This window comes from Dechloromonas sp. CZR5, from assembly GCF_008711155.1.
Lineage (GTDB): Bacteria > Pseudomonadota > Gammaproteobacteria > Burkholderiales > Rhodocyclaceae > Azonexus.
Genome location: NZ_VUYQ01000001.1, coordinates 560,375 through 587,309 on the forward strand (window position 1 = coordinate 560,375; position 26,935 = coordinate 587,309).

Genomic DNA, 26,935 nt, shown 5'->3' on the forward strand with positions numbered 1-26,935 from the left:
GGAGCTTACGACCCGCGAAGATGCGGTTGCAGCCAGCGCTTCAAGTTGGCGAGGTCGAGCGCACCGCTCTGGCGGGCCACTTCGCGACCCTGCACGAAAACCGCCAGTGTCGGAATGCTGCGAATGTTGAAGCGGGCAGCAAGCTGCTGTTCGACTTCGGTATTGACCTTGACCAGACGGGCATGGGGCTCGAGATCGATGGCAGCCTGGTGGAAGGTCGGGGCCATCATTCGGCAAGGCCCGCACCACGGCGCCCAGAAGTCGACCACCACGGGCAGGTCGTTGCGCGAAATGTGCCGGTCGAAATCGGCCTGTCCCAATTCCAGCGGTTCGCCGGTGAACAGCGGCTGCTTGCATTGGCCGCAGCCGGGGTTATCGCCCAGGCGGGCATCGGGAATGCGGTTGACCGCTGCGCAGTGCGGGCAGACGACGTGCAGGTTTTCGGACATCTCGGGCTCCATGGATCAGATTTCTCTGATGTAAGGGCGAGAGCCGGTAATTCAAGCCCGGTCGTTCCGGGTCAGCTACGCGCGCCGCAGCTGATGGCCCGGCTGGCGCTGTTTTCCAGTTGCCGAGGGTCGACGGCTGTCGTGCTTGGCCAGCCGGCAAGGTGCTGCTCGGCGAGGTCGGCCAGCGCGCCGATCCAAGCGTCGTCTTCGTTGAGCGCCGGAATGTAATGGTATGCCTTGCCGCCGGCCTTGAGAAAGTCGTCGCGACCTTCCTGGGCGATTTCTTCCAGCGTTTCGAGACAGTCGGCGACAAAGCCGGGGCAAATCACGTCGACCCGGTGTACGCCCTGTGCGCCCCAGTCGTGCAGCGTGGGGGCGGTGTAGGGCTGCAGCCATTCCGCCTTGCCGAAGCGTGACTGGAAGCAGATACGGTACTGCTCGGGCTTCAGGTTCAGGCGCTCGGCAAGCAGGCGTCCGGTCTTCCGGCATTCGCAATAATAGGGGTCGCCAAGGTCGAGGCTGCGTTTGGGTAGGCCGTGGAAGCTGATGAGCAGCCGGTCGTTGTCGCCGAGTGGGCCGTTGGCCTGCCAATGCCTGCGAACTGATTGTTCCAGTGCGGCGAGGTAGCCTTCCTGGTCGTGGAAATTGCGAACGAAGCGCATTTCGGGCTGGTTGCGGGTTTGCAGCAACCACGCCGAGCAGGCATCGACCACGGTTGCCGTGGTGCTGGCGGCGTATTGCGGGTACATCGGAACAACCAGAATGCGGCTGGCGCCCTCGGCCTTCAGGCGGGCGAGTGTCTCGGGTATCGACGGCGAACCGTAGCGCATTGCCCAGGTCACGGTGACGCGGTGGCCGCGCTGGCCGAGCAGACCCTTGAGCAGCGTGGCCTGGCGCTCGGTGTGCACGCGCAGTGGAGAACCTTCGGGCATCCAGACCGTGGCGTACTTGGCAGCCGATTTTTTCGGGCGCAGGTTGAGAATGATGCCGTTGAGGATCGGCCACCATAGCGGCTTGGGAATCTCCACGACGCGCGGGTCCGAAAGGAATTGCTTGAGGTAGCGGCGGAGTGCCGGTGCGGTTGGTGCATCGGGGGTGCCGAGATTGACGAGGACGACGGCGGTGCTCGCCGGTGTGCCATGGCGATGCGGCGGCTCAGGAAGAAAGCGGGACATCAGTGATCCGATTTGGTGGAGAGGGCGCTGGAGAGCAGGCGGGCGGTGATGTCGACGATGGGAATGACCCGCTCGTAGGCCATGCGGGTCGGGCCGATGACGCCGACCGAACCGACTACCTGCCCGTCGACGGCGTAGGGGGCGGTGACGACGCTGCACTCGTCGAGCGGCGCGATGCCCGATTCGCCGCCAATGAAGATCTGCACGCCTTCGGCGCGGTTCGATACGTCAAGCAGGCGCATCAGGCTGGAACGTTGCTCGAACAGGTCGAACAGTTCGCGCAGGCGCTTCATGTTCGACGACAGTTCCTCGACATCGAGCAGATTCCTTTCGCCGGAAATGACGTAGGGTGTAGCGCTTTCCGACATGGCGGCGTCGCCCGCCTCGAGGGCCAGGGTCATCAGTGGCTTGATGTCTTCACGCAATTGCCGGATTTCTGCCGACAGATGGTGGCGCATCTGCTCGAAATCCAGGCCGGCAAAATTCTGTGTCAGGTAATTGGCGGCACTGACCAGTTCGGCTGGCGTGTAGGCTTTGTCGGTGGATACGATACGGTTCTGCACGTCGCCGTCGGCGGTCACGATGATCAGCAGGATGCGCCGCTCGGAGAGGCTGAGAAATTCGATCTGCCGGATGCGGCTGGCCTGCCGGCGGGGCGCGATGACGACGCCGGCGAAGTGCGTCAGGCTGGACAGCAGCTGAGAGGCGCTGGAGATGATCTGGCTGGATGGGCGGCCGTGCAGCGCTTCCTCCATTCGGCCAAGCTGGCTGGCTTCCAGTGTCTGGACCGTGAGCAGGCTGTCGACGAACAGGCGGTAGCCGCGTGCCGTCGGGATGCGGCCGGCCGAGGTGTGTGGACTGGCGACGAAGCCCGCCTCTTCGAGATCGGCCATCACGTTGCGGATGGTGGCCGGCGACAGGTCGAGGCCGGAAAATTTCGACAGCGCGCGCGAACCGACCGGTTGTCCATCGGCGATGTAGTGTTCGACCAGCGTCTTCAGCAGGGTACGGGCGCGTTCATCAAGCATGCCCGGATTGTACAAAAAACCGGAGGCCGCGCTACAAGCCATTTTTATGCAAGAATTCAGCCCCATGAACCGAGGCTTCACATCCTATCGCTCCCCCCGGACCATCGCGCTGGTCGGCAAATACCATAGCCAGGAAATTGCCGAGTCCCTGCGCCGGCTGGCCGAGTACCTCTACGAGCGCGGCGCCTCGGTGTTCATCGAGCGGGAAACCGCCGAGAACATCGGCAAGAAGGTCGATCTGTCGCGCTGGGTGACTTGCGGCTTCAACGATATCGGCGCCCATGCCGACCTCGCCATCGTTCTTGGCGGCGACGGCACCATGCTCAACGCGGCACGTCGCCTGGCGCGTTATTGCGTGCCGCTGGTCGGCGTCAATCAAGGGCGCCTCGGCTTCATGACCGACATCGCCCGCGACGACATGCTGACTTGCATGGATGACCTGCTCGATGGCCGCTTTGCCCCGGAAAACCGGATGCTGCTGGCTGCCGAAGTAACGCGTGACGGCAAGGAAATCGCCTCGAACATGGCGCTCAACGATGTCGTGGTCGACAAGGGCGCCATCGGCCGGATGATCGAATTCGAATTGTTCATCGACGGCGAGTTCATCTACAACCTGCGCTCGGATGGCCTGATCGTGTCGACGCCGACCGGCTCGACCGCCTATTCAATGTCGGCCGGCGGCCCCATCCTGAATCCGACGCTGACCGGCATTGCGCTGGTGCCGCTGTGCCCGCATGCGCTGACCAACCGGCCGATTATCGTGAACGACAACGCCGACATCGAATTGCGCATTGCCACGGCCGACGACCCGCGCGTCCACTTCGACGGTCAGGTGACGCTCGACCTGCTGCCCGGCGATTGTGTCCGCCTGCGCCGTTCCGAGCACAAGATCTGCTTCCTGCACCCGCCCGGCTACAGCTACTTCGCCATGCTGCGCCAGAAGCTGCAGTGGAGCGAACGGCCGAAGGGGCCCTGATGCTGCTCCACCTGACCATCAAGGATTTCGTTATTGTCGACCGGCTGGAACTCGAATTTTCCAACGGCTTCGGTGCGCTGACCGGCGAGACCGGGGCCGGCAAGTCGATCCTGATCGATGCCCTGGCGCTTGCCCTCGGCGAACGGGCCGATGCCGGCGTCGTCCGCTCCGGCTGCGACAAGGCCGAAGTGGCTGCCACCTTCGATGTCGCCGCCTTGCCCGGGGTTGCTGCCTGGCTGGCCGCCAACGACCTCGATGCCGACAACGAATTGATGCTGCGCCGCGTGGTCGATGCCGGTGGCCGTTCGCGTGCCTACATCAACGGTTCGCCGGCCACCGTCCTGCAACTGCGCGAAGTCGGCGAATGGCTGGTCGATATTCATGGCCAGCACGCCCATCAGTCGTTGCTGCGGGCCGATGCGCAGCGCGCCTTGCTCGACGCCCATGCCGGGCTTGGGGCGACGGTGCGCGAAGTGGCGGTGGCGTGGAAGACCTGGCGCGATGCCGAGCAAGCCTTGCGCGGCGCCAACGAAGGCGTCGAGGCGCTGCAGCGTGAACGCGAGCAGTTGCAATGGCAGATCGGCGAACTTGATGCGCTGGCCTTTGGCGATGACGAATGGGCGACGCTCGATGTCGAGCACCGCCGTTTGGGCCATGCCGCCAGCCTGATCGAAGGCGCCCAGTACGCGCTGGGCGTGCTGGCCGAGGACGATGCCGCGTGCGAACGACAGATTGACAGCGTGGCCGATCGTCTCGCCGGCCTCGCCGAATACGACCCGGCGCTGGCCGAGGTGGCCGAGTTGCTCGGCTCGGTGCAGGCCGAGCTGTCCGAAGCTGTGTCGACCCTGCGTCGCTATGCTGACCGTGTGGATCTTGATCCGAGTCGTCTGGCCGAAGTCGAGCGTCGCATGGATGCGGTGATGACCAATGCCCGCAAATTCCGTGTGCAACCGCCGGAACTGCCGGGGTTGCTTGTGGGGTGGCTCCAACGCCTGGCTGAGCTTGACGAGTCGGCTGATCTGGCGGCGCTGGAAGCCAAGGTGGCAGCGGCGCGGCAGGCTTATCTGGCGCTGGCGGGCAAGCTGTCGGCGGGGCGCAAGAAGGCGGCTGCCGAGATGGGCAAGGCGGTCAGCGAAGTGATGCGCCAGCTGGCCTTGTCCTCCGGTCGTTTCGAGGTCGCGTTGCCGGCCGTCGAAGGCGGTGCCGTCTATGGTCTGGAGCAGGTCGAATTCCGTATCGGCGGCCTGGCCGGCAACGAGGCCAAGCCGCTGGCCAAGGTGGCATCGGGCGGCGAGTTGTCGCGCATCAGCCTGGCCATCCAGGTGCTGACGTCGCGTTCTGCCAGCGTGCCGACCCTGATTTTCGACGAGGTCGATGTCGGTATCGGCGGCGGTGTGGCGGAAATTGTCGGTCGCTTGCTGCGCGAGCTGGGCAGCGAACGTCAGGTGCTGTGCGTTACCCATCTGCCGCAGGTTGCGGCGCAGGCCAACTGGCAGTGGCAAGTCAGCAAGGCGACGCGCAACGGATCAACCTTGAGCGCCATCCTGCCACTCGACGACGACGGCCGTGTTCGGGAAATCGCCCGCATGCTCGGCGGGGTCGAAATCACGGATATTACGTTGCAGCATGCCCGGGAGCTCCTGAGTCCCAAGGCCTTGGCCTGAGCGGCGGCGTCAGATCAAAACAGGCCAAGCAGGCGCAATGCGGCAAGCAGGGCCAGCAGCAGGAAAAACACACCACTGACCCGGTGTATCCAGTGCAGTGGTAGTTTTTTCAGGAATCGGCGGCCGGCGTAGACGCCGAGTACCGATGTCGTGGTCAGGGCCAGCGTCGCTCCGACCCAGGTCGCCGCCGGAGCGGCCGTGCTGCCCATGCCGGCAACGGCAATCTGTGTCTTGTCGCCAAATTCGGCCAGAAAAATCATCAGGAAAGTGGTCGCAACGATGCCGTGGCCGGGTTTTTCTTCGATTGCCTCGTCTTCATCCTCTTCTTCGAAGCGTAGCGCCTGAATGCCGAAAAAGGCGAACAGGACGGCAACGGCCAGTGTGACGACCCAGTCGGGAAGCCAGGCCGCCACGGCTGCACCGAACAGTACGGCCAGAAGGTTGAGAATGGCGAAGGCCGAAACGGCTCCGATCACGACCGGCAACCCGCGGTGGCGCGCCGCCAGGGTCATGCAGACGAGCTGGCTCTTGTCACCGAACTCGGCCAGTACGATGAGTAAATAGGTCGCTCCGGCCGAAGACAGCCAGGCCGCCGTGTTGGCGGCAATGAAATCGGACATGGTCGGGGATCAGGCTTTCTTGCTGCCGCAGCCGGCGCAGCGACCGTAGATATACAGGGCGTGATCCTGGATGGTGAAGCCGCGCTCTTCGGCAACCGTGCTTTGCCGTTTTTCGATTTCGGGGTCGAAAAATTCCTCGACCTTGCCGCATTCGACACACACCAAGTGGTCGTGATGCTTGCCGCGATTGACTTCGAATACGGCCTTGCCGGATTCGAAAAAGTGGCGCTCAAGCAGGCCGGCCTGTTCGAACTGGGTCAGCACGCGGTATACGGTGGCCAGGCCGATATCCATGTTTTCGGCAATCAGCATCCGGTAGACGTCTTCCGCCGTCATGTGCCGCATCGTGCTTTTTTCGAAAAGCTCAAGAATCTTCAGGCGAGGGAAGGTGGCTTTCAACCCCATGTTCTTGAGGCTTTGCGGATCGCTCATTACGGATTTTCCAGAGATAGTTCAAACAAGGCAGGATGCCGATTTCGGGTATGATATACCGCTTCAAAGCCGATTCAAAAATCCGGAAATCCCGAATGCGCCGTTCCCGTCTGATGCTCGTTGCCGTCTCCAGTGTGCTTATTTCAGCCTGTTCCTGGAAGCCCGGCTTCATCAATGAATACAAGATCGACATCCAGCAAGGCAATGTCCTGACTCAGGAGATGGTTGCCCAGTTGAAGCCCGGTCAAACCCGCGATCAGGTGCGTTTCGTTCTGGGAACCCCGATGGTGGCCGATATTTTCCACCAGCAGCGCTGGGACTATGTCTACAGCTACCGGAATGGCCGGACCGGAGCGGTCGAGGGTCGCAAGTTCACGGTGTTCTTCGATGCTGACGGCCGTCTCGAGCGCGTCGGGGGGGATGTTGCCGTTGCCGATGTGGCCGAACTGACGACGCCGCAGAGCAAGAGTCGTCTGGTCGATCTGGGGACGCTGTCGGGCGAGGCCGCAGACAAGCCGCTGCCGCCACGCGAGGAGCCGGGTTATATCCGGCGCTTTTTGAGCATGTTTGGATTCTAGGAATGAACGCAACACGTATAGGCATTGTCGGTGCCGGCGGCCGCATGGGCCGCATGCTGATCGAAGCAACCCTGAAGGGCGAGGGCGTCGTGCTCGGTGCCGCTTTCGACGTGCCGGGCACTCCGGCCATCGGCAAGAATGCCGGCGAACTGGTCGGCATGGCCTCGCAAGTCGTCGTTACCGATGACGTGGCGGCAGGCCTCAAAGACATTGATGTGTTGATCGACTTCACGCGCCCGCAGGGCACGCTGGTGCACCTCGAACTCTGCCGCAAGGCCGGCGTTGGCATGGTGATCGGCACGACCGGCTTCGAAGCCGATGGCAAGTCGGTCATTGCCGAGGCGGCCAGGGATATTCCGGTGGTGTTTGCACCGAACATGGCAGTCGGCGTCAATGTGGTCTTCAAGCTGCTCGATATGGCAGCCCGCATCATGAACGAAGGCTACGACATCGAAGTTGTCGAGGCGCATCATCGCATGAAGATCGATGCGCCCTCCGGTACGGCCTTGCGCATGGGCGAGGTGGTTGCCGCCGCCCTCGGGCGCGATCTTGAGGACTGCGCGGTTTACGGCCGCGAGGGTGTGACCGGCGAGCGCGATCCATCCACGATCGGTTTTGCGACGGTGCGCGGGGGCGATATCGTCGGCGATCACACGGTGATGTTCTGCGGTATCGGCGAGCGCGTCGAGATTACCCACAAGGCCAGTAGCCGCATGCCCTATGCGCTGGGTAGCCTGCGCGCGGCCCGTTTCATGGCCGGCCGCAAGAGCGGTTTGTTCGACATGCAGGATGTTCTCGGTTTGCGCTAGCAAGCATGAAATCCAGGCTGCTTGCGAAACAGCTGCAGGAAATCTTCGGCGAAGAAGGTGAGTCGCGGTTTCGCCAGCTACTGGAGTTGGCGCGGCAGGCTAATCATACGGAACTGGCAGATGGTGCCGGCAAGCTGCTGGGTGTTGTCGATTCGGCCTACAAGGCCTACGCCGGACAGAATCTGAGTGGCTGGTATGCACGTCTGTCGGGCGATGCCCTGACCGACTGGAATCTGGCGACCGGTCATATCGAATCCGGCCGGCAGTGGAAGCAGATGCTCGGCTATGCCGAGGGTGATCTGGATGACTCCATTGTCCAGTGGCAGCGCATGGTCCACCCTGAAGACCTGCGTGTGCTGCAGGCCCGGATCGATGCGCATCTCAAGAGTCAGGAAGTCGCCTTTCAGGCTGAATGCCGCTTGAAGGCGAGGGATGGTCAGTGGCGCTGGTTCCTGTTGCGCGGGGTGGTTGCCGTGCGTGATTCCGAGGGGCGGCCGGCGCGGGTATTGGTGTTGCAGCGCGATATCAGCGAAATCAAGGCCGCCGAGGCGGCGCTGATTTCGGCGAAGGAGGCGGCGGAGGCTGCCAATCGGGCGCGCGGTGCATTCCTGGCCAACATGAGCCACGAAATCCGCACCCCCATGAATGGCATCATCGGCATGACCGAGCTGGCGCTGGATACCGATCTGGATGCCGAGCAGCGGCATTACTTGAAAACCGTCAAATCCTCTGCCGAGGCACTCCTGACCATCGTGAACGACATTCTCGACTTTTCGAAGATCGAGGCCGGCAAGATGGAGTTCGAGGCCTTGGCATTCTCGGTGCAGGATGTCGTTCTCGAGGCTGTCCGGGTGCTCGCGGTCAGTGCGCACAAGAAAGGTCTGGAGTTGATTGCGGATGTCCGGCCCGATGTCCCGGCTCGCATTGTGGGTGATCCGACGCGTTTGCGTCAGGTTGTGATCAATCTGATTGGAAATGCGATCAAATTCACCGAGGCGGGTGAGGTCGTGATCAGGATTGAGGTCGATCAGCAGAAAGACTATTCCGTGTTCTTGCGATTCTCCGTGCGCGATACCGGCATGGGGGTGCCGGCAGACAAGCAGCAGGCCATTTTCGAGGCATTTTCGCAGGCAGACGTGTCGACAACCCGGCGTTTTGGCGGGACAGGCCTGGGGCTCGCGATTTGTGCCCGATTGGTTCAGTTGATGGATGGAAAGATCTGGCTCGAAAGCGCTCCGGGGCAAGGTTCGGTGTTCTGCTTTACCGGTCGCTTCGGTGTCGAGGCACCGGTTGGCGCACCGTTGGTCGATCCGCGTTATGCCGGTCGTCGTGCCTTGATCATTGACGACAACGAAGCCAGCGGGCGCTATCTGGTTGAATTGATTGAGCGGCTCGGTGTTCAGGCCTCCTGGTCGGCAGACGGTGCGGCAGCGGTGGCTGCGGTAGAGCGGAGCCGGGCAGTCGATTTTCCCTATGACTACATCCTGCTTGATGCCAACATGGACCCTCCGGCCGGTTTTACCTTGGCTGAAACATGGGGGCGGTCGGGGCGCAAGGAAAAATTGGTCATCGTGTTGACGACGGAAAACCAGCGCCACGATCTGGCACGGTCGAGGGAGTTGGGTGTCTCGGCGCACCTCGTCAAGCCGGTCGGCTGTGCCGACATGGTCGATGCCTTGGCCTTGGCTGAAGGCAAGGATGGCCTTGAGCTCGACGCTTTCATGTTGTCGCATGTGAATCTTGCCAAGCTTGCCGAGGAGGAAAAGGCGGGCTTGAGCGTATTGCTGGTTGAAGACAATCCGGTCAATCAGGAGTTGGCCAAGCGCTTGCTGGAGCGTCTGTCGCACCGTGTGTCGATTGCCAACAATGGCGCGGAAGCGCTGGATCTATTCGATAGCGGGCATTTCGACGTGATCCTGATGGATATGCAGATGCCGGTGATGGGCGGACTGGAAGCAACCGAAGCGATACGCTCCCGGGAAATGCGGCGGAGCTGGGTTGTTTCCCGGGAGTTCAGGCCGGTCTACATCATCGCCATGACTGCCAATGTCATGGCGTCGGATCGCGAACGCTGCCTGGGGGCGGGAATGAACGACTATGTTGCCAAACCCTTGCGGCCGGAAGAGTTGAGTGCCGCGCTGGCGCGAGCCATGGGTGAAGCCGAGGGCGAGCCGGAGGAAATGATCGGGGCGTTGCTCAGTGTCGCTTCGCAGCTTGATCTGGGGGCGGCATTGCAAGATATCGGCGAGCCGGAATTGTTCGCCACCATGGCGGGCATGTTCCTGGGCGAATGGGATGCGCATCTTGGGCGTCTGGGGGCTGCGATCGATGCGACGGACGATCACGAGACGCGCATGCATGCCCATACCCTGAAGAGTCTACTGGCCATGTTCCATGCCGAGCATGCCCGGCGCAAGGCAATGGAAATCGAACAGGCCGTCATGGGGGGGGCGAACGTCGACTGGGCGGCCTGTCGTCGACAGTACGGGGCTTTGGTCGATGAAATGAATCTCATCAAGCCGACTTTCAAGCGTTACGTAGAGACGCGTGCAATCCCTTGAATTTGCCTGAAAAGGTACATTTCGGCTAGAATAGTAAGGTTAAAAAGCACGAGCGGGGAGGCGCAAGCCTTCCCGCTTGGCACATGAATAAGCAGAAAATATTTGGAGAGCCGACGTGTCACTGCTGCCCTCATTCACTCCCGCCATTCTCGCCCTCGCCGACGGAACGGTTTTCAAGGGCCAATCTATCGGCGCCGATGGCGTTACCAGTGGCGAAGTGGTGTTCAACACCGCCATGTCCGGCTATCAGGAAATCCTCACCGATCCGTCCTATTGCCGCCAGATCGTCACCCTGACCTACCCGCATATCGGCAACACCGGTTGCAATGCGGAGGATTTCGAATCCAATGCCAACTACGCCGCCGGGCTGGTCATCCGCGACCTGCCGCTGGTCGCGTCCAACTGGCGTACTCAGGACGATCTCTCGTCCTATCTGAAGAAGCATGGCATCGTCGCCATTGCCGGCATCGATACGCGCAAGCTGACCCGTATCCTGCGTGAGAAGGGTGCCCAGGCCGGCTGCATCCTGGCCGGTGAGGCCGATGAGTCCAAGGCGCTGGCCATGGCGCGCGCTTTTCCCGGGTTGAACGGCATGGATCTGGCCAAGGTGGTGTCGGCCAAGGAAGCCTATCCGTGGACCGAGGCCGAGTGGACCCTGAAGGGCTACAAGCCGGCTGCCGAGCCGCGCTTCCACGTTGTTGCCTACGACTTCGGTGTCAAGCGCAACATCCTGCGCATGCTGGCCGAGCGCGGCTGCCGCCTGACCGTGGTGCCGGCCCAGACGCCGGCGGCCGACGTGCTGGCCATGAAGCCGGACGGTGTTTTCCTGTCCAACGGTCCGGGCGACCCGGAGCCGTGCGATTACGCCATTGCCGCTATCCGTGAATTCCTCGATCGCGGCGTGCCGACCTTCGGTATCTGCCTCGGTCACCAGTTGCTGGCGCTGGCTTCCGGTGCCAAGACGGCCAAGATGAAATTCGGTCACCACGGTGCCAACCACCCGGTCAAGGACATGGATACCGGCCAGGTCCTGATTACCAGCCAGAACCACGGTTTTGCGGCCGATATCGAGTCGCTGCCGGCCAACTTGCGGGTTACCCACGTCTCGCTGTTCGATGGCTCCCTGCAAGGTATCGCCCGCACCGACGTGCCGGCCTTCTCCTTCCAGGGACACCCGGAAGCCAGCCCGGGGCCGCACGACGTGGCCTACCTGTTTGACCGCTTCCTCGACACCATGACGCGTGGTGTTGCCGCGCTGCAGCCGGCGCAATAAGGCGAGAGTAAAGAAATGCCGAAACGTACAGACATAAAGAGTGTTTTGATTATTGGCGCCGGCCCGATCATCATCGGTCAGGCCTGCGAGTTCGACTACTCCGGCGCGCAAGCCTGCAAGGCACTGCGCGAAGAGGGTTACAAGGTCATCCTGGTCAACTCCAACCCGGCGACCATCATGACCGACCCGGAAATGGCCGACGTCACCTACATCGAGCCGATCACCTGGCAGGTCGTTGCCAAGATCATCGAGAAGGAGCGCCCGGATGCGCTGCTGCCGACCATGGGTGGTCAGACCGCGCTGAACTGCGCGCTCGATCTCGACCGCGAAGGCGTGCTTGCCAAGTTCGGTGTCGAACTGATCGGCGCCTCCAAGGAAGCCATCGACAAGGCTGAGGACCGCCAGAAGTTCAAGGACGCGATGACCAAGATCGGTCTCGGTTCCGCCCGTTCGGCCACCGCGCATAGCATGGAAGAGGCTTATCAGGTGCAGGCGATGATCGGCTTCCCGACCATCATCCGCCCGTCCTTCACGCTGGGCGGCACGGGCGGCGGTATTGCCTACAACATGGAAGAGTTCGAGACCATCTGCAAGCGCGGTCTCGAAGCCTCGCCGACCAACGAGCTGCTGATCGAAGAGTCGCTGCTCGGCTGGAAGGAATACGAGATGGAAGTGGTTCGCGACAAGGCGGACAACTGCATCATCATCTGCTCGATCGAAAACCTCGATCCGATGGGCGTTCATACCGGCGACTCGATCACCGTCGCCCCGGCACAGACGCTGACCGACAAGGAATACCAGATTCTGCGTAACGCCTCGATCGCCGTATTGCGTGAAATCGGCGTCGATACCGGCGGTTCCAACGTCCAGTTCTCGATCAACCCGAAGGACGGTCGGATGATCGTCATCGAGATGAATCCGCGCGTCTCGCGTTCGTCGGCTCTGGCCTCCAAGGCCACCGGCTTTCCGATCGCCAAGATCGCCGCCAAGCTGTCGGTCGGCTACACGCTGGACGAGCTGTCCAACGACATCACCGGCGGCAAGACCCCGGCCTCGTTCGAACCGTCGATCGACTACGTCGTGACCAAGGTGCCTCGTTTCGCCTTCGAGAAATTCCCGCAGGCCGATTCGACCCTGACCACGCAGATGAAGTCGGTTGGCGAAGTGATGGCCATCGGCCGCACTTTCCAGGAATCGTTGCAGAAAGCCCTGCGCGGTCTGGAAGTTGGTGTTGATGGCTTCAACCTGAAATCGGTTGATCCGGAAACCATCGACGAGCAGCTGGCCCGTCCGTCGCCGGATCGCCTGTGGTATGTGGCGGATGCCTTCGGTGTCGGTATGACTGTCGAGAAGGTTTTCGAACTGACCAAGATCGATCCGTGGTTCCTGGTCCAGATCAAGGAGATCGTCGATCTCGAACTGCAGATCGAAAAGCGTGAGCTGGCCTCGTTCTCGGCCGAAGAGCTGCGCTATCTGAAGCGCAAGGGCTTCGCTGACCGTCGTCTGGCTCACCTGACCAAGACCAGTGAAGCGGCCGTCCGCGAGCGTCGTCATGAGTTGAAGGTGCGTCCGGTCTACAAGCGCGTTGATACTTGCGCTGCCGAATTTGCCACCGGCACGGCTTACATGTACTCGACCTACGAGGATGAGTGCGAGGCGCTGCCGACCGACAAGAAGAAGATCATGGTGCTGGGTGGCGGTCCGAACCGCATCGGCCAGGGCATCGAATTCGACTATTGCTGCGTGCATGCCGCCATGGCCATGCGCGAAGATGGTTACGAAACCATCATGGTCAACTGCAATCCGGAAACCGTCTCCACCGACTACGACACGTCCGACCGCCTGTATTTCGAGCCGCTGACCCTTGAAGACGTGCTGGAAATCTGCGCTATCGAAAAGCCGGTCGGCGTCATCGTCCAGTACGGCGGCCAGACCCCGCTGAAATTGGCGCTGGCGCTCGAAGCCAACGGCGTGCCGATCATCGGCACGACGCCGGAGTCGATCGACATCGCCGAAGACCGCGAGCGCTTCCAGAAGCTGCTGCACGATCTCGGCCTGAAGCAGCCGCCCAACCGTACGGCGCGTACCGAGGAAGACGCCCTGCGTCTGGCCCAGGAAATCGGTTATCCGCTGGTTGTCCGTCCGTCCTACGTGCTGGGTGGCCGTGCCATGGAAATTGTCCATGAGCAGAAGGATCTCGAGCGCTACATGCGCGAGGCGGTCAAGGTCTCCAACGATTCGCCGGTGCTGCTCGACCGCTTCCTGAACGATGCCGTCGAGTGCGACGTCGATGCGTTGTCCGATGGCGAGGAAGTCATCATCGGCGGCGTCATGGAGCACATCGAACAAGCGGGCGTGCACTCCGGTGACTCCGCCTGCTCGCTGCCGCCGTATTCGTTGTCCGCTGCCGTGCAGGACGAACTGCGTCGCCAGACCAAGCTGATGGCCAAGGCCCTGAATGTCTGCGGCCTGATGAACGTCCAGTTCGCCATCAAGGACAACGATGTCTACGTACTGGAAGTCAATCCGCGCGCTTCGCGTACCGTGCCGTACGTCTCGAAGGCGACCGGCCTGCAGCTGGCCAAGATCGCCGCACGCTGCATGGCGGGGCGCAGCCTGAAGGATCAGGGCATTACCCAGGAAGTCATCCCGCCGTATTTCTCGGTCAAGGAAGCCGTCTTCCCCTTCGTCAAATTCCCGGGCGTCGATACCATCCTCGGTCCGGAAATGAAGTCGACCGGCGAAGTCATGGGTGTCGGCAATACCTTCGCTGAGGCCTTCGTCAAGTCGCAGCTCGCCGCGGGCGTCAAGCTGCCGGCCTCGGGCAAGGTCTTCCTGTCGGTCAAGGACAGCGACAAGGCCAAGGCCATCGAAATCGCCCGCCATCTGCATGAAGCCGGCTTCCAGCTGGCGGCTACGCGCGGTACGGCGCATGCCATCGAGGCGGCCGGGCTGCCGGTGCAAATGGTCAACAAGGTCACCGAAGGTCGGCCGCATGTCGTCGATATGATCAAGAACGATGAAATCGCGCTGATCATCAATACTGTCGAAGAGAAGCGCGGCGCGATCAACGATTCGCGTTCGATCCGTACTTCCGGCCTGCAGGCTCGGGTAACCATGTACACGACGATCTGGGGGGCGGAAGCTGCTGCCGAAGGTATCCGCCATCTGGGTGAGCTTGTGGTGTATCCGATCCAGACGCTGCATTCGCAGCTTCACTAAAACCAACCTGAACCGCCGGGTAGCCCCTTTTCGGGCGCCGGCGGTTTTGCTTTTGCTGGAAAAAATATGAGCAAAGTACCGTTGACCGTGACTGGTGCAGAAAAACTGCGTGACGAACTGCATCGTCTGAAAACCGTTGAGCGTCCGAATGTCGTGGCGGCGATTGCCGAGGCGCGTTCACATGGCGACCTGTCGGAAAACGCCGAATACGACGCTGCCAAGGAGCGTCAGGGCTTCATCGAAGGGCGCATCCAGGAAGTCGAGGGCAAGCTGTCGAACGCCCAAATCATCGACCCGAAGCTGCTCGATGCTGATGGCCGTTGCGTTTTTGGCGCAACCGTCGAGATGGAAGACCAGGATAGCGGCGATAGCGTTACCTATCAGATCGTTGGTGAGGACGAGGCCGATATCAAGAATGGCAAGATTTCAGTCAATTCTCCGGTAGCCCGTGCGTTGATCGGCAAGTATGCCGGCGATATCGCCCAGGTTCAGGCACCGGGCGGCATGCGCGAATACGAACTCATCGACGTCCGCTACGAATAGGCCGCGATGCGCCGTTTTTCCGAAGCCCTCTATCTGATCGCCATCACGTTATGGGTCGGGGGGCTTTGGGCCATTGGCTACATTGCAGCGCCGGTTCTCTTTGCCAATCTGGGAGATAGGCAACTGGCTGGCCTAGTGGCCGGCAAGCTGTTTGCACTGGTAGGCTGGGTCGGCCTCGGCTGTGCAGCTTACTTGCTGCTATTTGTGCTGATGCGCTCGGGGACAGGCTTTTTCAAGAGTACCGTCTTCTGGTTGGTGCTGTTGATGGGCTTGCTGACGGTTGTCAGCCAGTTCGGTATCCAGCCGCTGATGGCGCAGCTGAAGGCCGATGCACTGCCGCGGGAAGTGATGGAAAGCGTGTTGCGCGACCGCTTTGCCGCATGGCACGGCATCTCCAGCATCCTCTACCTGTTGCAGAGTTTGCTGGGGCTGTGGCTGGTGGCGTGGAGTGGGCGCGGGCTGAGGTGATCAGCCCTGGTGGCTGCGCTTGGTGCGGCGCGGTGTAGCGGTACGCATTACCTGCATTTTCTTGGCTTCGGCGGCCGCTTTTTCTGCATTATGTCGGTAGATGACGAGTAGCTTGCCGATATGCTGCACCGGAGCAGCATCGAGCTGGGCGCAGATTTGTTCGTAGTAGGCGATGCGGTCTTCGCGGCTGTCGCCGTAAACGCGAATCTTGATCAATTCGTGGGCTTTGAGGCAGTTGTCGATTTCCTTGAGCACCGAGTCGGCCAGACCGTTTTCGGCAATCGAGACGACCGGATTCAGTCCATGTGCCTGGGCGCGCAGTTCGCGACGCTGGGCAGAGTTGAGTTGTTGCATAGTAAAACCTTTCAAAAACGGCATTTTACCGAATGAAGAGAACCAGAACCAGCAAAGCGTGGATGCGCGAGCATATCAATGACCCCTATGTCCAGTTGGCCAAGAAGGAAGGCTGGCGCTCACGGGCTGCCTTCAAGCTGATGGAAATCGACGACAAGGATCTGCTGCTCAAGCGCAGCGAGGTCGTGGTGGACCTTGGGGCGACGCCGGGCGGCTGGTCGCAGGTCGCGGTCAAGCGCGTCGGCGACCAGGGCTTGGTGTTTGCCCTCGATTTGCTCGAAATGGAGCCTATCTACGGCGTACACTTCATCCAGGGCGATTTTCGCGAAGACGATGTGTTGCATCAGTTGGAAGAAAAACTCGGTGACCGTCGGGTGGGGCTTGTAATGTCGGACATGGCCCCCAATATGTCGGGTGTACCCTTGGTTGATCAGGCGCGCGTCATGCATCTTGCCGAGCTGGGTCTGGAGTTCTGCCGGGCCCACTTGAAACCGGAAGGCGCTTTTCTGGTCAAAGTTTTCCAAGGGTCCGATTACGAGACATTTCTGCGCTCGATGCGGGAAACGTTCAAGACCGTCGTGGTCCGGAAACCGGATGCCTCGCGCGATCGTAGTGCCGAGCTTTATTTGCTCGGTCGCACATTACGCTGAGAGTTTTGTTTAGAATGGCATTTTTATCGCTCGACGCTGTAGAAGGAGAGCAAGCTTGAACAACATGTTCAAAAACCTCGCAATCTGGCTAGTCATCGGCTTGGTGCTGATGACGGTTTTCAACCAGTTCAACAACCGTCAGGTTGCGACCGGTGCAGTCGAATACTCCCAATTCATTGAAGAAGTGAAGGCGGGGCGCATTGCCAAAGTCGTGATGGAAGGTCGTACGCTGAAAGCCACCACTTCCGAAGGCAAGCGTATTACCTCCTACGCGCCGCCCGATTTGTGGCTGGTTTCCGATCTTCTGAAGAGTGGCGTCAAGATCGAGGCGCGGCCGGAAGAGGAGCCTTCCTTCCTGATGAACATCTTCGTCAGCTGGTTCCCGATGCTGCTGCTGATCGGTGTCTGGGTCTTCTTCATGCGCCAGATGCAGGGCGGCGGCAAGGGCGGGGCCTTCTCCTTCGGCAAATCGAAGGCGCGAATGACCGATGAAGCCCAGAACACGATTACCTTCGTCGATGTAGCCGGGTGCGACGAGGCCAAGGAAGAGGTTCAGGAAATCGTCGACTTCCTGCGCGATCCTTCCAAGTTCCAGAAGTTGGGCGGTCGGATTCCCAAGGGCGTGCTGATGGTCGGCAACCCGGGTACCGGCAAGACCCTGCTCGCCAAGGCCATTGCCGGCGAGGCGAAGGTGCCGTTCTTCAGCATTTCCGGTTCGGACTTCGTTGAAATGTTCGTTGGCGTCGGTGCTGCGCGCGTCCGCGACATGTTCGAGAACGCAAAGAAGCACGCGCCGTGCATTATCTTCATCGATGAAATCGACGCGGTCGGTCGCCATCGTGGCGCCGGTCTCGGTGGTGGGAACGACGAGCGCGAGCAGACGCTGAACCAGCTGCTGGTCGAGATGGACGGTTTCGAAGGCCACTCCGGCATCATCGTCATCGCCGCGACCAACCGTCCGGATATTCTGGATCCGGCCCTGCTGCGTCCGGGGCGCTTCGACCGCCAGGTCGTCGTGCCGCTGCCCGATATCCGTGGCCGTGAGGAAATCCTCAAGGTGCATATGCGTAAGGTACCCATTGCCGGCGACGTCAAGGCCGATGTCATTGCCCGTGGTACCCCGGGTTTCTCCGGTGCCGATCTGGCCAATCTGGTCAATGAGGCCGCCTTGTTTGCAGCCCGCCGCAACAAACGCTTGGTCGACATGGACGACTTCGAGATGGCCAAGGACAAGATCATGATGGGTGCCGAGCGCCGCAGCATGGTCATGACCGAGGAAGAGAAGATGAATACGGCCTACCATGAGTCGGGCCATGCCGTCGTCGCCAAGCTGGTGCCGAAGTCGGATCCGGTGCACAAGGTCACGATCATCCCGCGCGGTCGTGCCTTGGGTCTGACCATGCAGTTGCCGGAGCAGGATCGTTACGCTTATGACCGCCAGTACCTGATGAGCCGGATTGCCGTGCTCTTTGGTGGTCGTATCGCCGAAGAGCTGTTCATGAACCAGATGACGACGGGCGCTTCAAACGACTTCGAGCGTGCCACGTCGATGGCCCGTGACATGGTGACCCGCTACGGTATGTCCGATTTAGGCGTCATGGTGTATGGGGAAAATGACGGCGAGGTTTTCCTTGGGCGCTCGGTCACCCAGCACAAGAACGTCTCGGAAGCGACGATGCAGAAGGTTGACGCCGAAATCCGCCGCATCATCGATCAGCAATACGCCTTGGCGCGCCAGTTGCTGGAAGACAATCGCGATAAGGTCGAGGCAATGACGAAGGCGCTGCTCGAGTGGGAAACCATCGATGCCGAGCAGATCGACGACATCATGAGCGGCAAGCCGCCGCGTGCGCCGAAGCCCGCGCAAGGTGCGTCCCGCACCTCGCCTTCCAATGACTCTCCTAGCGCCGGGTCCAGCGCGGCGGCGCCGGCTTGAGCCGCAGGCACTAATCACGGCCGGGATTTTCTCCCGGCCTTTTCATTTTCCATGTCGATACTACAGTGCGGTTCATACCGTTTGTCGCTTGCACGCCCCCTCTTGATGGGGATCGTCAATCTGACGCCGGATTCCTTTTCCGGAGACGGTTTGGTCGGGCATGTCGATAAAGCCATTCGACATGCCCGCCAGCAACTTGAGGCAGGTTCGGATATTCTCGATATCGGAGCCGAGTCGTCGCGTCCCGGGGCCGTGCCGACTCCGGAAGAAGAGGAGTTGCGCCGCCTGATACCGGTTCTTCGGGAAATTACGGCTTGGGGTGTGCCGGTTTCCGTCGATACCTACAAGCCTGTGGTGATGCGGGCGGCTATCGAGGCAGGCGCCTCGATGATCAATGACATTACCGGCATGGCGCACCAGGAGGCGCGCAGTGCGGTGGCCGGCGGCAATTGCGCCGTGTGTGTGATGCACATGCAGGGGCAGCCGGGTACCATGCAGCAGGCGCCGAATTACGATGACGTGGTCAGCGAGGTTCGCGCTTTCCTTGATGGCTGTGTGGAGCGCTGTTGTGCCGCCGGGGTCGCGTGCGATCGCCTGGTTATTGACCCGGGTTTTGGTTTTGGAAAAACGCTTCAGCATAATCTTGCGCTATTCCGGGCGCTGTCAGCCGGGGCGTTCGGCGACTTGCCGCTGTTGGTTGGGGTTTCACGAAAGTCGATGCTCGGCGCCATCACTGGACGTCCGGTCGAGCAACGACTGGCATCCAGTGTCGCTGCGGCGCTCTTGGCGGCGCAAAAGGGTGCGAAAATATTACGTGTGCATGACGTGGGGGCGACTAGGGACGCTCTGGCGGTTTGGTCTGCAATAGAACAGGGAGAGTCTTCATGAGCAGAAAATACTTCGGAACTGACGGTGTTCGTGGTCGCGTGGGCCAGTCCCCGATTACGCCGGATTTTGTCATGCGCCTGGGGTATGCGGCCGGCAAGGTCCTGCTGGGGCGTAGCGAGATGCCCCCGGGTGAGCGTCCGGCTGTTCTGATAGGCAAGGACACCAGGCTATCCGGTTATATGCTGGAGTCGGCGCTTGAGGCCGGGTTTTCGGCTGCCGGAGTCGAGGTTTGTCTGGTCGGTCCCATTCCTACGCCGGCCGTGGCCTATCTGACGCGTGCCCTGCGCCTTCAGGCGGGGATCGTCATTTCCGCTTCGCATAATCCGTATTACGACAACGGAATCAAGTTCTTTTCAGCACAGGGTACCAAACTGCCGGATGAGGTGGAGCAGGCAATCGAGCGAGGGATCGATGAGCCCATGGTCTGTGCGCCGCCTGCCAAATTGGGGCGGGTGAAGCGCATCGAGGATGCTCGTGGTCGTTACATTGAGTTTTGCAAGAGCACCTTTCCGAACGATCTGGACCTTCGCGGTCTGAAAATTGTCGTTGATTGTGCCCATGGCGCGGCCTATCACATTGCACCCAGCGTCTTTCACGAGTTGGGCGCGGAGGTTGTGACGATTGGTGTTCAGCCCAATGGTCTGAATATCAACGATGCAGTTGGTGCAACCGCCCCGAAGGCGCTATGCGAGGCCGTACTGGCTAATCGTGCGGACCTGGGGGTCGCGCTGGACGGCGATGCCGACCGTCTGCAAATGGTGGATGCGGACGGTAATCTCTACGATGGTGACCAACTGCTCTACGCCATTGTGCGCAGTAGAGCCAGGGCGTCGGCAGTAAAGGGCGTTGTCGGAACCTTGATGACCAATCTGGCGCTTGAGCACGCTTTGGGTAAGTTGGGTATTCCCTTTGCCCGGGCCGCGGTGGGCGATCGCTATGTCGTGGAGATGCTCAACGAAAAGGGGTGGCTGTACGGTGGCGAGAACTCCGGCCACATTCTCGCACTGGATCGCCACACGACCGGAGATGGCATTGTTGCCGCTCTGCAGGTGCTAGCTGCGCTGCGTGAATCCGGCGGCGACTTGAAATCGCTGTTGGGTGGATTGGTGCTGTACCCGCAGAAATTGATTAATGTGCCCGTCTCTCGTGGCTTTTCGTGGAAGGACCATCCAGCCATCATGTCTGCGTTGGGCGATACCGAGAAGCGGCTGGAGGGGTGTGGCCGGGTGCTGTTGCGCGCCTCGGGTACAGAGCCCTTGCTGCGGGTCATGGTCGAGGGAGAAGATGCAGTCGAGGTGCTCGATGCGGCGGAAAAACTGGCTGCTGTGGTCCGTGAGTCGGCTCAGTAGTCATCGCTTGCTTCCCTGTTCTTATTGACCGAAAAATTGCCAAGTCGCTATAATCCAAAAGTTTTTCGCCAACCAAATTACAGCACTTATGCGTAAAAAGCTTGTCGCCGGTAACTGGAAAATGCACGGCAGTCTCCAGAAGAATGCGGCGCTGCTTGAGCAGGTCAAGGCAGGAGTGCTCGGCTTGGCGTGTGAAGTGGCGGTGTTTCCGCCGTACCCGTATCTTGCCCAGGCTCAGGCGCTGTTGTCCGATAGTCCGGTCGCCTGGGGGGGGCAGTCGGTCAGCGAGCATCCGGCTGGTGCTTACACGGCAGAGGTTTCGGCTCCCATGTTGCAGGATTTTGGCTGCCGATATGTGCTGGTTGGTCATTCCGAGCGACGCGCCCTGTTTGGTGAGACGGATGCAGTGGTTGCGGCTAAATTCGCTGCAGCACAAAAGGCGGCGCTTGTTCCTGTCTTGTGTGTTGGTGAAACACTGGCGGAGCGAGAGGCGGGTCTGACGGCGGACGTGGTCTCCCGGCAGTTGGCGGCAGTGCTGGACGCTCAGGGTGTTGCAGCGCTGGCTTCGGCGGTTGTCGCTTACGAGCCGGTGTGGGCGATTGGTACGGGGGTTACGGCTACACCGCAGCAGGCGCAGGAGGTGCATGCAGCCATTCGTTGTCAGGTGGCTGCCTTCGATGCGTCGGTGGCGAAGGAGTTGCGTATTTTGTACGGTGGTAGTGTGAAGCCGCAAGGTGCGGCTGAATTGTTTGGGCAAGCGGATGTCGATGGTGGTTTGGTTGGCGGCGCTGCCTTGGTTGCAGATGATTTCCTGGCAATTTGCCGGGCGGCAAATTGATAGGCTGATACATGAACTGGTTATTTTCTCTTGTCCTCGCGGTGCATATTCTGGTGGCTATCGCAATTATCGGTCTTGTGTTGATGCAGCACGGTAAAGGGGCTGACATGGGGGCCGCTTTCGGTAGTGGTGCCTCGGGGAGTCTGTTTGGTGCAACCGGCTCGGCAAATTTCCTGAGCCGTGCAACCGGCATACTGGCGGCGGTCTTTTTTGTGACCAGTCTGACTCTGGCTTATATCGGTTCCAATAAGCCAAAAACGACTGGCAGTCTGATGCAAGAACCGGTACAATCGCAGTCTGTTTCGCAGCCGATTTCGGCGGCTGGTGAAGCGCCTGCGGCGCCTGTTGATGCGGGTTCCAAGGCGAAAGAAATACCGAAGTAACGCAAGGTGGCTTGCCCGGTATAACGTCCTCTCCGGGTGGGTTGCAAAAAAATAGTGCCGACGTGGTGAAATTGGTAGACACGCTATCTTGAGGGGGTAGTGGCGCAAGCTGTGCGAGTTCGAGTCTCGCCGTCGGCACCAAACTGGGGCAGTGGCCTGCGGGTACGCTGTTTCGAACAAGAAACTGAATATTGGCGGCGGATCATGGAAAACTACTTTCCAATCCTGATGTTCGTTCTGGTGGGGGTTGCGATTGGCGTTTTGCCTGTTGCGATGGGCTTTATTCTTGCCCCCAGTCGTCCGGACCCGGAAAAGCTCTCTCCTTACGAGTGTGGCTTTGAGGCATTCGAAGATGCGCGCATGAAGTTTGATGTGCGCTATTACCTGATTGCCATTCTCTTCATTCTGTTCGATCTTGAAATTGCCTTCCTCTTCCCGTGGGCGACGATCTTCAAAGACATTGTGGCGACAGAGTCGATCAAGTTGTTCGGTTTTGTTGAAATGCTGGTATTCGTTGCCATTCTGGTCATTGGCTATATCTATGCCTGGGCCAAGGGCGCGCTGGAATGGGAATGAGGCTCGAATATGGCTATTGAAGGCGTTCTTCAAGAAGGCTTTGTCACCACGACGGCTGACAAGCTGATCAACTACATGCGCACCGGTTCCCTGTGGCCGATGACCTTCGGTCTGGCGTGCTGCGCGGTTGAAATGATTCATGCGGGTGTTTCCCGTTATGACCTTGATCGTTTTGGTGTTGTGTTTCGCCCGAGTCCGCGTCAGTCCGATGTGATGATCGTGGCGGGGACGCTGACCAACAAGATGGCGCCTGCATTGCGCAAGGTCTATGACCAAATGGCCGAGCCGCGTTGGGTGATTTCCATGGGCTCCTGTGCCAACGGTGGTGGTTACTACCACTACTCCTACTCCGTGGTGCGTGGTTGCGACCGCATTGTTCCTGTTGATATCTATGTGCCGGGCTGTCCGCCGACTGCCGAAGCGTTGATCTACGGGATCATTCAGTTGCAGAACAAGATTCGTCGCACCAATACCATTGCTCGTTAATTGCCAAGGCTGATCGAATATGTCTGCCAAGCTGGAAACGCTTAGTGAGAACCTGCAGAAGCATTTCGGCGACAAGATAAAGTCTCTGAAGCTGGCGCTCGGTGAAGTAACTGTTGAAGTCGGTTCGGCTGACTATCTCGGCGTGATGACTGCGCTGCGCGATGAGTCGGACTTCCGCTTCGAAGAATTGATCGATCTGTGCGGTGTCGATTATTCGACCTACGGCGACGGTGCCTGGAGTGGTGCGCGTTTTGCGGTCGTCGTTCATCTCTTGTCGGTGTCTCAGAATCTCCGCTTGCGAGTTCGTGTCTTTGCCGATGACGAAAGCTTTCCGGCGGTCGATTCGGTGACCGGCGTCTGGTCGACTGCCAACTGGTTCGAGCGCGAAGCTTTCGACCTGTACGGCGTCGCCTTCGTCGGCCACGACGACCTGCGTCGCATTCTGACCGACTACGGCTTCATTGGTCACCCGTTCCGCAAGGATTTCCCCATTTCCGGTCATGTCGAGATGCGCTACGACCCGGATCAGGCTCGCGTGATCTACCAGCCGGTGACTATCGAGCCTCGCGAAAACACCCCGCGCATCGTGCGCGAAGATACTTACGGGGATCCGGCACATGGCTGATATCCGCAATTTCACCCTGAACTTTGGCCCGCAGCACCCGGCGGCGCACGGCGTTTTGCGTCTGGTCCTCGAATTGGACGGCGAAGTCGTCCAGCGTGCAGACCCGCATATCGGCCTGCTGCATCGTGCTACCGAAAAGCTGGCTGAAACCCGTACCTGGGTTCAGTCCGTTCCTTACATGGATCGTCTCGACTACGTGTCGATGATGTGTAATGAGCACGCCTACTGTCTGGCGACCGAAAAGCTGCTCGGTATCGAGGTTCCGGAGCGCGGCAAGTACATCCGTGTGATGTTCGACGAGGTCACCCGTATCCTCAACCACCTGTTGTGGATCGGTTGTCACGCGCTGGACGTTGGTGCGATGACCATGGCGCTGTACACCTTCCGCGAACGCGAAGACCTGATGGACGTCTATGAGGCGGTTTCCGGTGCCCGGATGCACGCTGCCTACTATCGTCCGGGGGGTGTCTATCGCGACCTGCCGGACAGGATGCCGCAGTATCAGGAGTCGACTTGGACCAATGCCAAGAAGGCTGCGGAAAAGAACGAGAACCGGAGCGGTTCGCTGCTCGACTTCCTCGAAGATTTCACCAATCGTTTCCCGACCTATCATTCCGAATACCACACCCTGTTGACCGATAACCGTATCTGGAAGCAGCGTCTGGTCAACGTCGGTGTCGTGAGTCCCGAGCGTGCTTTGCAGATGGGCTTTACCGGCGCCATGCTGCGCGGTTCGGGGGTTGCCTGGGATTTGCGCAAGAAGCAGCCGTATGCCGCTTACGACAAGGTCGATTTCGATGTGCCAGTCGGCGTGAATGGCGACAGCTATGATCGCTACTTGGTTCGCATGGAAGAAATGATCCAGTCGAACAACATTATCAAGCAGTGTATCGCCTGGTTGCGCAAGAATCCTGGCCCGGTGATCACCGACAACAACAAGGTGGCGCCGCCACCGCGTGAAAACATGAAGACCAACATGGAAGAGCTGATTCACCATTTCAAGCTCTTCACCGAGGGTATTCATGTCCCGGCAGGTGAGGCCTACGCTGCCGTCGAGCATCCGAAGGGCGAGTTCGGTATCTACTTCGTCTCCGACGGTGCAAACAAGCCGTACCGCATGAAGATTCGCGCACCGGGCTTTGTCCACCTTTCCGGGCTGGATGAAATGTCTCGTGGCCATATGATTGCCGACGTCGTTACGATCATCGGCTCCCAAGATATCGTTTTTGGCGAGATTGACCGCTGATGTTTTCCGCTGAAACCCTCCAGAAATTTGCGCGCGAAGTCGCCAAGTACCCGGCTGATCAAAAGCAGTCGGCCACCATGTCCTGTCTGGCTCACGCCCAGGAAGAGAAGGGCTGGTTGCCTTCCGAGGCAATCGAAGCTGTTGCCGATTATCTCGGCATCGCCCCGATGGCTGTGTACGAGGTCGCTTCCTTCTACAACATGTACGACCTCAAGCCGGTCGGCAAGTACAAGATCACGGTCTGTACCAATCTGCCGTGCGCGCTGTCCGGCGGCTACCATGCCGGCGAATACGTCCAGAAGAAGCTCGGCATCGGTTACGGCGAAACGACGGCCGACGGCAAGTTCACGTTGAAGGAAGGCGAGTGCATGGGGGCCTGCGGCGATGCACCGGTCTTCATCGTCAACAACCGCTCGATGTGCAGCCACATGCATCCGGAACAGATCGACAAGCTGCTTGAGGAGTGCAAATAATGGCCATGCTTGGTTCGATCAACGGCGTCCTGATGGAAGGCCTGGATGGCGACAATACCTGGCATCTGAAGGATTACGTCGCACGCGGCGGCTATGCGCAGCTGAAGCGCATCCTGGAAAGCAAGATGACCCAGGAAGATGTGATCAGCGAAGTCAAGAAATCCGTGCTGCGCGGTCGTGGCGGCGCCGGCTTCCCGACCGGTCTGAAGTGGTCCTTCATGCCGCGCTCCTTCCCGGGTGACAAGTACGTCGTCTGCAATACCGACGAAGGCGAACCGGGGACCTTCAAGGACCGCGACATCATGCGCTACAACCCGCATTCGGTCATCGAAGGCATGGCCATCGCCGCCTATGCGATGGGTGCCAACCGCGGTTACAACTACGTGCACGGCGAAGTCTGGCACGAGTACAAGCGTTTCGAAGAGGCACTCGACGAAGCGCGTGCTGCCGGCTTCATCGGCCAGAACATTCTCGACTCCGGCTTCAATTTCGAACTCTTCGCCCACCACGGCTACGGCGCCTATATCTGTGGCGAAGAAACCGCGTTGCTCGAATCGATCGAAGGCAAGAAGGGCCAGCCGCGCTTCAAGCCGCCGTTCCCGGCTTCTTTCGGCCTCTACGGCAAGCCGACGACGATCAACAATACCGAGACCTTCGCTTCCATTCCCTTCATCCTGAAGATGGGCGGCGAGGAGTTCCTGAACCTGGGCAAGCCGAACAACGGCGGCACCAAGTTGTTCTCGGTGTCCGGCCATGTCAATCGTCCGGGCAACTACGAAATTCCCCTTGGCACGCCGTTCGCGACCCTGCTCGAAATGTGTGGCGGCATGCGCGGCGGACGCAAGCTGAAGGCGGTCATCCCCGGCGGTTCGTCGGCGCCGGTCATGCCGGGCGAAGTGATCATGGATTGCACCATGGACTACGACTCGATCAGCAAGGGCGGTTCGATGCTGGGTTCGGGCGCGGTCATCGTGATGGACGAGACGGTCTGCATGGTCAAGGCGCTGGAGCGTCTGTCCTTCTTCTACCACGAAGAATCCTGCGGCCAATGCACGCCCTGCCGTGAAGGTACGGCCTGGATGTACAAGGTGGTGCATCGCATCGAGAACGGCCTGGGCAAGCCCGAAGACCTGGATTTGTTGAACAGCGTGCTCGGCAACATCGCTGGCCGCACCATCTGTGCGCTCGGTGACGCGGCAGCCTTCCCGGTGCAGAGCTTCATCAAGCACTTCGGCAAGGAATTCGAGTACCACATCGAAAACAAGACCTGTCTGGTTCCCAAGGATGTGCAATGGGCGGGCAGCGGCTTCCACAAGATTCCGGCCTGACAGGC

27 protein-coding genes and 1 tRNA gene are annotated in these 26,935 nt (G+C 60.1%); 22 read left to right on the top strand and 6 right to left on the bottom strand.

Annotation, left to right across the window (positions count from 1 at the left end; all coding sequences use genetic code 11):
* Positions 1-5: 5 nt before the first annotated feature.
* From trxC to hrcA, 3 genes are all read right to left on the bottom strand, one after another.
* The gene (gene trxC / locus F1002_RS02755) at positions 6-449 is read right to left on the bottom strand and encodes a thioredoxin TrxC (RefSeq protein ID WP_150427492.1); all 444 of its coding nucleotides are present in this window, start codon (positions 447-449) and stop codon (positions 6-8) included.
* Between the two features lie 71 nt (positions 450-520).
* On the bottom strand, positions 521-1,624 hold the full coding sequence (gene hemH, locus F1002_RS02760; protein ID WP_150427493.1) for a ferrochelatase: 1,104 nt from the start codon (positions 1,622-1,624) through the stop codon (positions 521-523).
* The gene (gene hrcA, locus F1002_RS02765) at positions 1,624-2,652 is read right to left on the bottom strand and encodes a heat-inducible transcriptional repressor HrcA (RefSeq protein ID WP_150427494.1); all 1,029 of its coding nucleotides are present in this window, start codon (positions 2,650-2,652) and stop codon (positions 1,624-1,626) included. The genes hemH and hrcA overlap by 1 nt, the downstream gene beginning before the upstream one ends.
* A gap of 46 nt (positions 2,653-2,698) precedes the next feature.
* On the opposite strand from hrcA, the gene F1002_RS02770 reads away from it, so the two are divergent.
* Positions 2,699-3,628 (top strand): NAD kinase, encoded by a 930-nt coding sequence (locus tag F1002_RS02770; RefSeq protein WP_150427495.1) that lies wholly within the window; start codon positions 2,699-2,701, stop codon positions 3,626-3,628.
* A complete protein-coding gene (recN, locus tag F1002_RS02775; RefSeq protein WP_150427496.1) occupies positions 3,628-5,292 on the top strand; it encodes a DNA repair protein RecN in 1,665 nt (554 codons plus the stop codon). Before F1002_RS02770 ends, recN begins: the two co-directional genes overlap by 1 nt.
* A 14-nt stretch (positions 5,293-5,306) precedes the next feature.
* Here the strand turns inward: recN and F1002_RS02780 are convergent, their stop codons facing one another.
* A complete protein-coding gene (locus tag F1002_RS02780; RefSeq protein WP_150427497.1) occupies positions 5,307-5,912 on the bottom strand; it encodes a TMEM165/GDT1 family protein in 606 nt (201 codons plus the stop codon).
* A 9-nt stretch (positions 5,913-5,921) separates the two neighbouring features.
* The gene (fur, locus tag F1002_RS02785) at positions 5,922-6,344 is read right to left on the bottom strand and encodes a ferric iron uptake transcriptional regulator (protein WP_150427498.1); all 423 of its coding nucleotides are present in this window, start codon (positions 6,342-6,344) and stop codon (positions 5,922-5,924) included.
* 95 nt (positions 6,345-6,439) lie between these two features.
* Here fur and F1002_RS02790 point away from each other — a divergent pair, with 95 nt between their 5' ends.
* From F1002_RS02790 to F1002_RS02820, 7 genes are all read left to right on the top strand, one after another.
* Positions 6,440-6,922, top strand: coding sequence for an outer membrane protein assembly factor BamE (locus F1002_RS02790; RefSeq protein WP_150427499.1), 483 nt, complete (start codon positions 6,440-6,442; stop codon positions 6,920-6,922).
* A 2-nt stretch (positions 6,923-6,924) separates the two neighbouring features.
* Entirely contained in the window at positions 6,925-7,731 is an 807-nt protein-coding gene (dapB, locus tag F1002_RS02795) for a 4-hydroxy-tetrahydrodipicolinate reductase (protein ID WP_150427500.1), read from the top strand.
* 5 nt (positions 7,732-7,736) lie between these two features.
* Positions 7,737-10,292, top strand: coding sequence for a PAS domain-containing hybrid sensor histidine kinase/response regulator (locus F1002_RS02800; protein ID WP_150427501.1), 2,556 nt, complete (start codon positions 7,737-7,739; stop codon positions 10,290-10,292).
* 124 nt (positions 10,293-10,416) lie between these two features.
* Positions 10,417-11,565, top strand: a complete 1,149-nt coding sequence (gene carA, locus F1002_RS02805; RefSeq protein ID WP_150427931.1) for a glutamine-hydrolyzing carbamoyl-phosphate synthase small subunit — start codon at positions 10,417-10,419, stop codon at positions 11,563-11,565.
* 15 nt (positions 11,566-11,580) lie between these two features.
* The gene (carB, locus tag F1002_RS02810; RefSeq protein ID WP_150427502.1) at positions 11,581-14,787 is read left to right on the top strand and encodes a carbamoyl-phosphate synthase large subunit; all 3,207 of its coding nucleotides are present in this window, start codon (positions 11,581-11,583) and stop codon (positions 14,785-14,787) included.
* A gap of 66 nt (positions 14,788-14,853) precedes the next feature.
* Positions 14,854-15,330, top strand: a complete 477-nt coding sequence (gene greA, locus F1002_RS02815) for a transcription elongation factor GreA (protein WP_150427503.1) — start codon at positions 14,854-14,856, stop codon at positions 15,328-15,330.
* A gap of 6 nt (positions 15,331-15,336) precedes the next feature.
* The gene (locus F1002_RS02820) at positions 15,337-15,798 is read left to right on the top strand and encodes a DUF4149 domain-containing protein (protein ID WP_150427504.1); all 462 of its coding nucleotides are present in this window, start codon (positions 15,337-15,339) and stop codon (positions 15,796-15,798) included.
* On the opposite strand, the gene yhbY is transcribed toward F1002_RS02820, so the two are convergent.
* Complete coding sequence (gene yhbY, locus F1002_RS02825; protein ID WP_150427505.1) at positions 15,799-16,152, bottom strand: ribosome assembly RNA-binding protein YhbY; 354 nt, start codon at positions 16,150-16,152, stop codon at positions 15,799-15,801.
* Positions 16,153-16,184: 32 nt separating this feature from the next.
* Here yhbY and rlmE point away from each other — a divergent pair, with 32 nt between their 5' ends.
* From rlmE to nuoF, 13 genes are all read left to right on the top strand, one after another.
* A complete protein-coding gene (rlmE, locus tag F1002_RS02830) occupies positions 16,185-16,802 on the top strand; it encodes a 23S rRNA (uridine(2552)-2'-O)-methyltransferase RlmE (RefSeq protein WP_150427506.1) in 618 nt (205 codons plus the stop codon).
* A gap of 55 nt (positions 16,803-16,857) precedes the next feature.
* Complete coding sequence (gene ftsH, locus F1002_RS02835) at positions 16,858-18,738, top strand: ATP-dependent zinc metalloprotease FtsH (protein ID WP_150427507.1); 1,881 nt, start codon at positions 16,858-16,860, stop codon at positions 18,736-18,738.
* A 51-nt stretch (positions 18,739-18,789) separates the two neighbouring features.
* On the top strand, positions 18,790-19,626 hold the full coding sequence (folP, locus tag F1002_RS02840; RefSeq protein WP_150427508.1) for a dihydropteroate synthase: 837 nt from the start codon (positions 18,790-18,792) through the stop codon (positions 19,624-19,626).
* Positions 19,623-20,975 (top strand): phosphoglucosamine mutase, encoded by a 1,353-nt coding sequence (gene glmM, locus F1002_RS02845; protein WP_150427509.1) that lies wholly within the window; start codon positions 19,623-19,625, stop codon positions 20,973-20,975. The genes folP and glmM overlap by 4 nt, the downstream gene beginning before the upstream one ends.
* A gap of 88 nt (positions 20,976-21,063) precedes the next feature.
* Positions 21,064-21,813 carry a triose-phosphate isomerase gene (gene tpiA / locus F1002_RS02850; RefSeq protein WP_150427510.1) on the top strand — a complete coding sequence of 250 codons (750 nt, stop codon included), beginning with the start codon at positions 21,064-21,066 and terminating at the stop codon, positions 21,811-21,813.
* Positions 21,814-21,824: 11 nt separating this feature from the next.
* Positions 21,825-22,196 carry a preprotein translocase subunit SecG gene (gene secG, locus F1002_RS02855; RefSeq protein WP_150427511.1) on the top strand — a complete coding sequence of 124 codons (372 nt, stop codon included), beginning with the start codon at positions 21,825-21,827 and terminating at the stop codon, positions 22,194-22,196.
* Between the two features lie 56 nt (positions 22,197-22,252).
* Positions 22,253-22,337, top strand: a tRNA-Leu gene (locus F1002_RS02860).
* Positions 22,338-22,397: 60 nt separating this feature from the next.
* A complete protein-coding gene (locus tag F1002_RS02865) occupies positions 22,398-22,772 on the top strand; it encodes an NADH-quinone oxidoreductase subunit A (protein ID WP_150427932.1) in 375 nt (124 codons plus the stop codon).
* A gap of 9 nt (positions 22,773-22,781) precedes the next feature.
* Positions 22,782-23,258: an NADH-quinone oxidoreductase subunit B family protein gene (locus tag F1002_RS02870; RefSeq protein WP_011286715.1), complete on the top strand. Its 477-nt coding sequence runs from the start codon at positions 22,782-22,784 to the stop codon at positions 23,256-23,258.
* Positions 23,259-23,277: 19 nt separating this feature from the next.
* Positions 23,278-23,883 (top strand): NADH-quinone oxidoreductase subunit C, encoded by a 606-nt coding sequence (locus F1002_RS02875; protein WP_150427512.1) that lies wholly within the window; start codon positions 23,278-23,280, stop codon positions 23,881-23,883.
* The gene (locus F1002_RS02880) at positions 23,876-25,129 is read left to right on the top strand and encodes an NADH-quinone oxidoreductase subunit D (protein WP_150427513.1); all 1,254 of its coding nucleotides are present in this window, start codon (positions 23,876-23,878) and stop codon (positions 25,127-25,129) included. The genes F1002_RS02875 and F1002_RS02880 overlap by 8 nt, the downstream gene beginning before the upstream one ends.
* Entirely contained in the window at positions 25,129-25,602 is a 474-nt protein-coding gene (gene nuoE / locus F1002_RS02885) for an NADH-quinone oxidoreductase subunit NuoE (protein ID WP_150427514.1), read from the top strand. The genes F1002_RS02880 and nuoE overlap by 1 nt, the downstream gene beginning before the upstream one ends.
* Complete coding sequence (gene nuoF / locus F1002_RS02890) at positions 25,602-26,930, top strand: NADH-quinone oxidoreductase subunit NuoF (protein ID WP_150427515.1); 1,329 nt, start codon at positions 25,602-25,604, stop codon at positions 26,928-26,930. Before nuoE ends, nuoF begins: the two co-directional genes overlap by 1 nt.
* Positions 26,931-26,935: the final 5 nt, after the last annotated feature.

Bases quoted from the DNA above. Each gene is read 5' to 3' on its own strand.
- trxC (WP_150427492.1), bottom strand. From the start codon at position 449: ATGTCCGAAAACCTGCACGTCGTCTGCCCGCACTGCGCAGCGGTCAAC.
- hemH (WP_150427493.1), bottom strand. From the start codon at position 1,624: ATGTCCCGCTTTCTTCCTGAGCCGCCGCATCGCCATGGCACACCGGCG.
- hrcA (WP_150427494.1), bottom strand. From the start codon at position 2,652: ATGCTTGATGAACGCGCCCGTACCCTGCTGAAGACGCTGGTCGAACAC.
- F1002_RS02770 (WP_150427495.1), top strand. From the start codon at position 2,699: ATGCAAGAATTCAGCCCCATGAACCGAGGCTTCACATCCTATCGCTCC.
- recN (WP_150427496.1), top strand. From the start codon at position 3,628: ATGCTGCTCCACCTGACCATCAAGGATTTCGTTATTGTCGACCGGCTG.
- F1002_RS02780 (WP_150427497.1), bottom strand. From the start codon at position 5,912: ATGTCCGATTTCATTGCCGCCAACACGGCGGCCTGGCTGTCTTCGGCC.
- fur (WP_150427498.1), bottom strand. From the start codon at position 6,344: ATGAGCGATCCGCAAAGCCTCAAGAACATGGGGTTGAAAGCCACCTTC.
- F1002_RS02790 (WP_150427499.1), top strand. From the start codon at position 6,440: ATGCGCCGTTCCCGTCTGATGCTCGTTGCCGTCTCCAGTGTGCTTATT.
- dapB (WP_150427500.1), top strand. From the start codon at position 6,925: ATGAACGCAACACGTATAGGCATTGTCGGTGCCGGCGGCCGCATGGGC.
- F1002_RS02800 (WP_150427501.1), top strand. From the start codon at position 7,737: ATGAAATCCAGGCTGCTTGCGAAACAGCTGCAGGAAATCTTCGGCGAA.
- carB (WP_150427502.1), top strand. From the start codon at position 11,581: ATGCCGAAACGTACAGACATAAAGAGTGTTTTGATTATTGGCGCCGGC.
- greA (WP_150427503.1), top strand. From the start codon at position 14,854: ATGAGCAAAGTACCGTTGACCGTGACTGGTGCAGAAAAACTGCGTGAC.
- F1002_RS02820 (WP_150427504.1), top strand. From the start codon at position 15,337: ATGCGCCGTTTTTCCGAAGCCCTCTATCTGATCGCCATCACGTTATGG.
- yhbY (WP_150427505.1), bottom strand. From the start codon at position 16,152: ATGCAACAACTCAACTCTGCCCAGCGTCGCGAACTGCGCGCCCAGGCA.
- rlmE (WP_150427506.1), top strand. From the start codon at position 16,185: ATGAAGAGAACCAGAACCAGCAAAGCGTGGATGCGCGAGCATATCAAT.
- folP (WP_150427508.1), top strand. From the start codon at position 18,790: ATGTCGATACTACAGTGCGGTTCATACCGTTTGTCGCTTGCACGCCCC.
- glmM (WP_150427509.1), top strand. From the start codon at position 19,623: ATGAGCAGAAAATACTTCGGAACTGACGGTGTTCGTGGTCGCGTGGGC.
- tpiA (WP_150427510.1), top strand. From the start codon at position 21,064: ATGCGTAAAAAGCTTGTCGCCGGTAACTGGAAAATGCACGGCAGTCTC.
- secG (WP_150427511.1), top strand. From the start codon at position 21,825: ATGAACTGGTTATTTTCTCTTGTCCTCGCGGTGCATATTCTGGTGGCT.
- F1002_RS02870 (WP_011286715.1), top strand. From the start codon at position 22,782: ATGGCTATTGAAGGCGTTCTTCAAGAAGGCTTTGTCACCACGACGGCT.
- F1002_RS02875 (WP_150427512.1), top strand. From the start codon at position 23,278: ATGTCTGCCAAGCTGGAAACGCTTAGTGAGAACCTGCAGAAGCATTTC.
- F1002_RS02880 (WP_150427513.1), top strand. From the start codon at position 23,876: ATGGCTGATATCCGCAATTTCACCCTGAACTTTGGCCCGCAGCACCCG.
- nuoE (WP_150427514.1), top strand. From the start codon at position 25,129: ATGTTTTCCGCTGAAACCCTCCAGAAATTTGCGCGCGAAGTCGCCAAG.
- nuoF (WP_150427515.1), top strand. From the start codon at position 25,602: ATGGCCATGCTTGGTTCGATCAACGGCGTCCTGATGGAAGGCCTGGAT.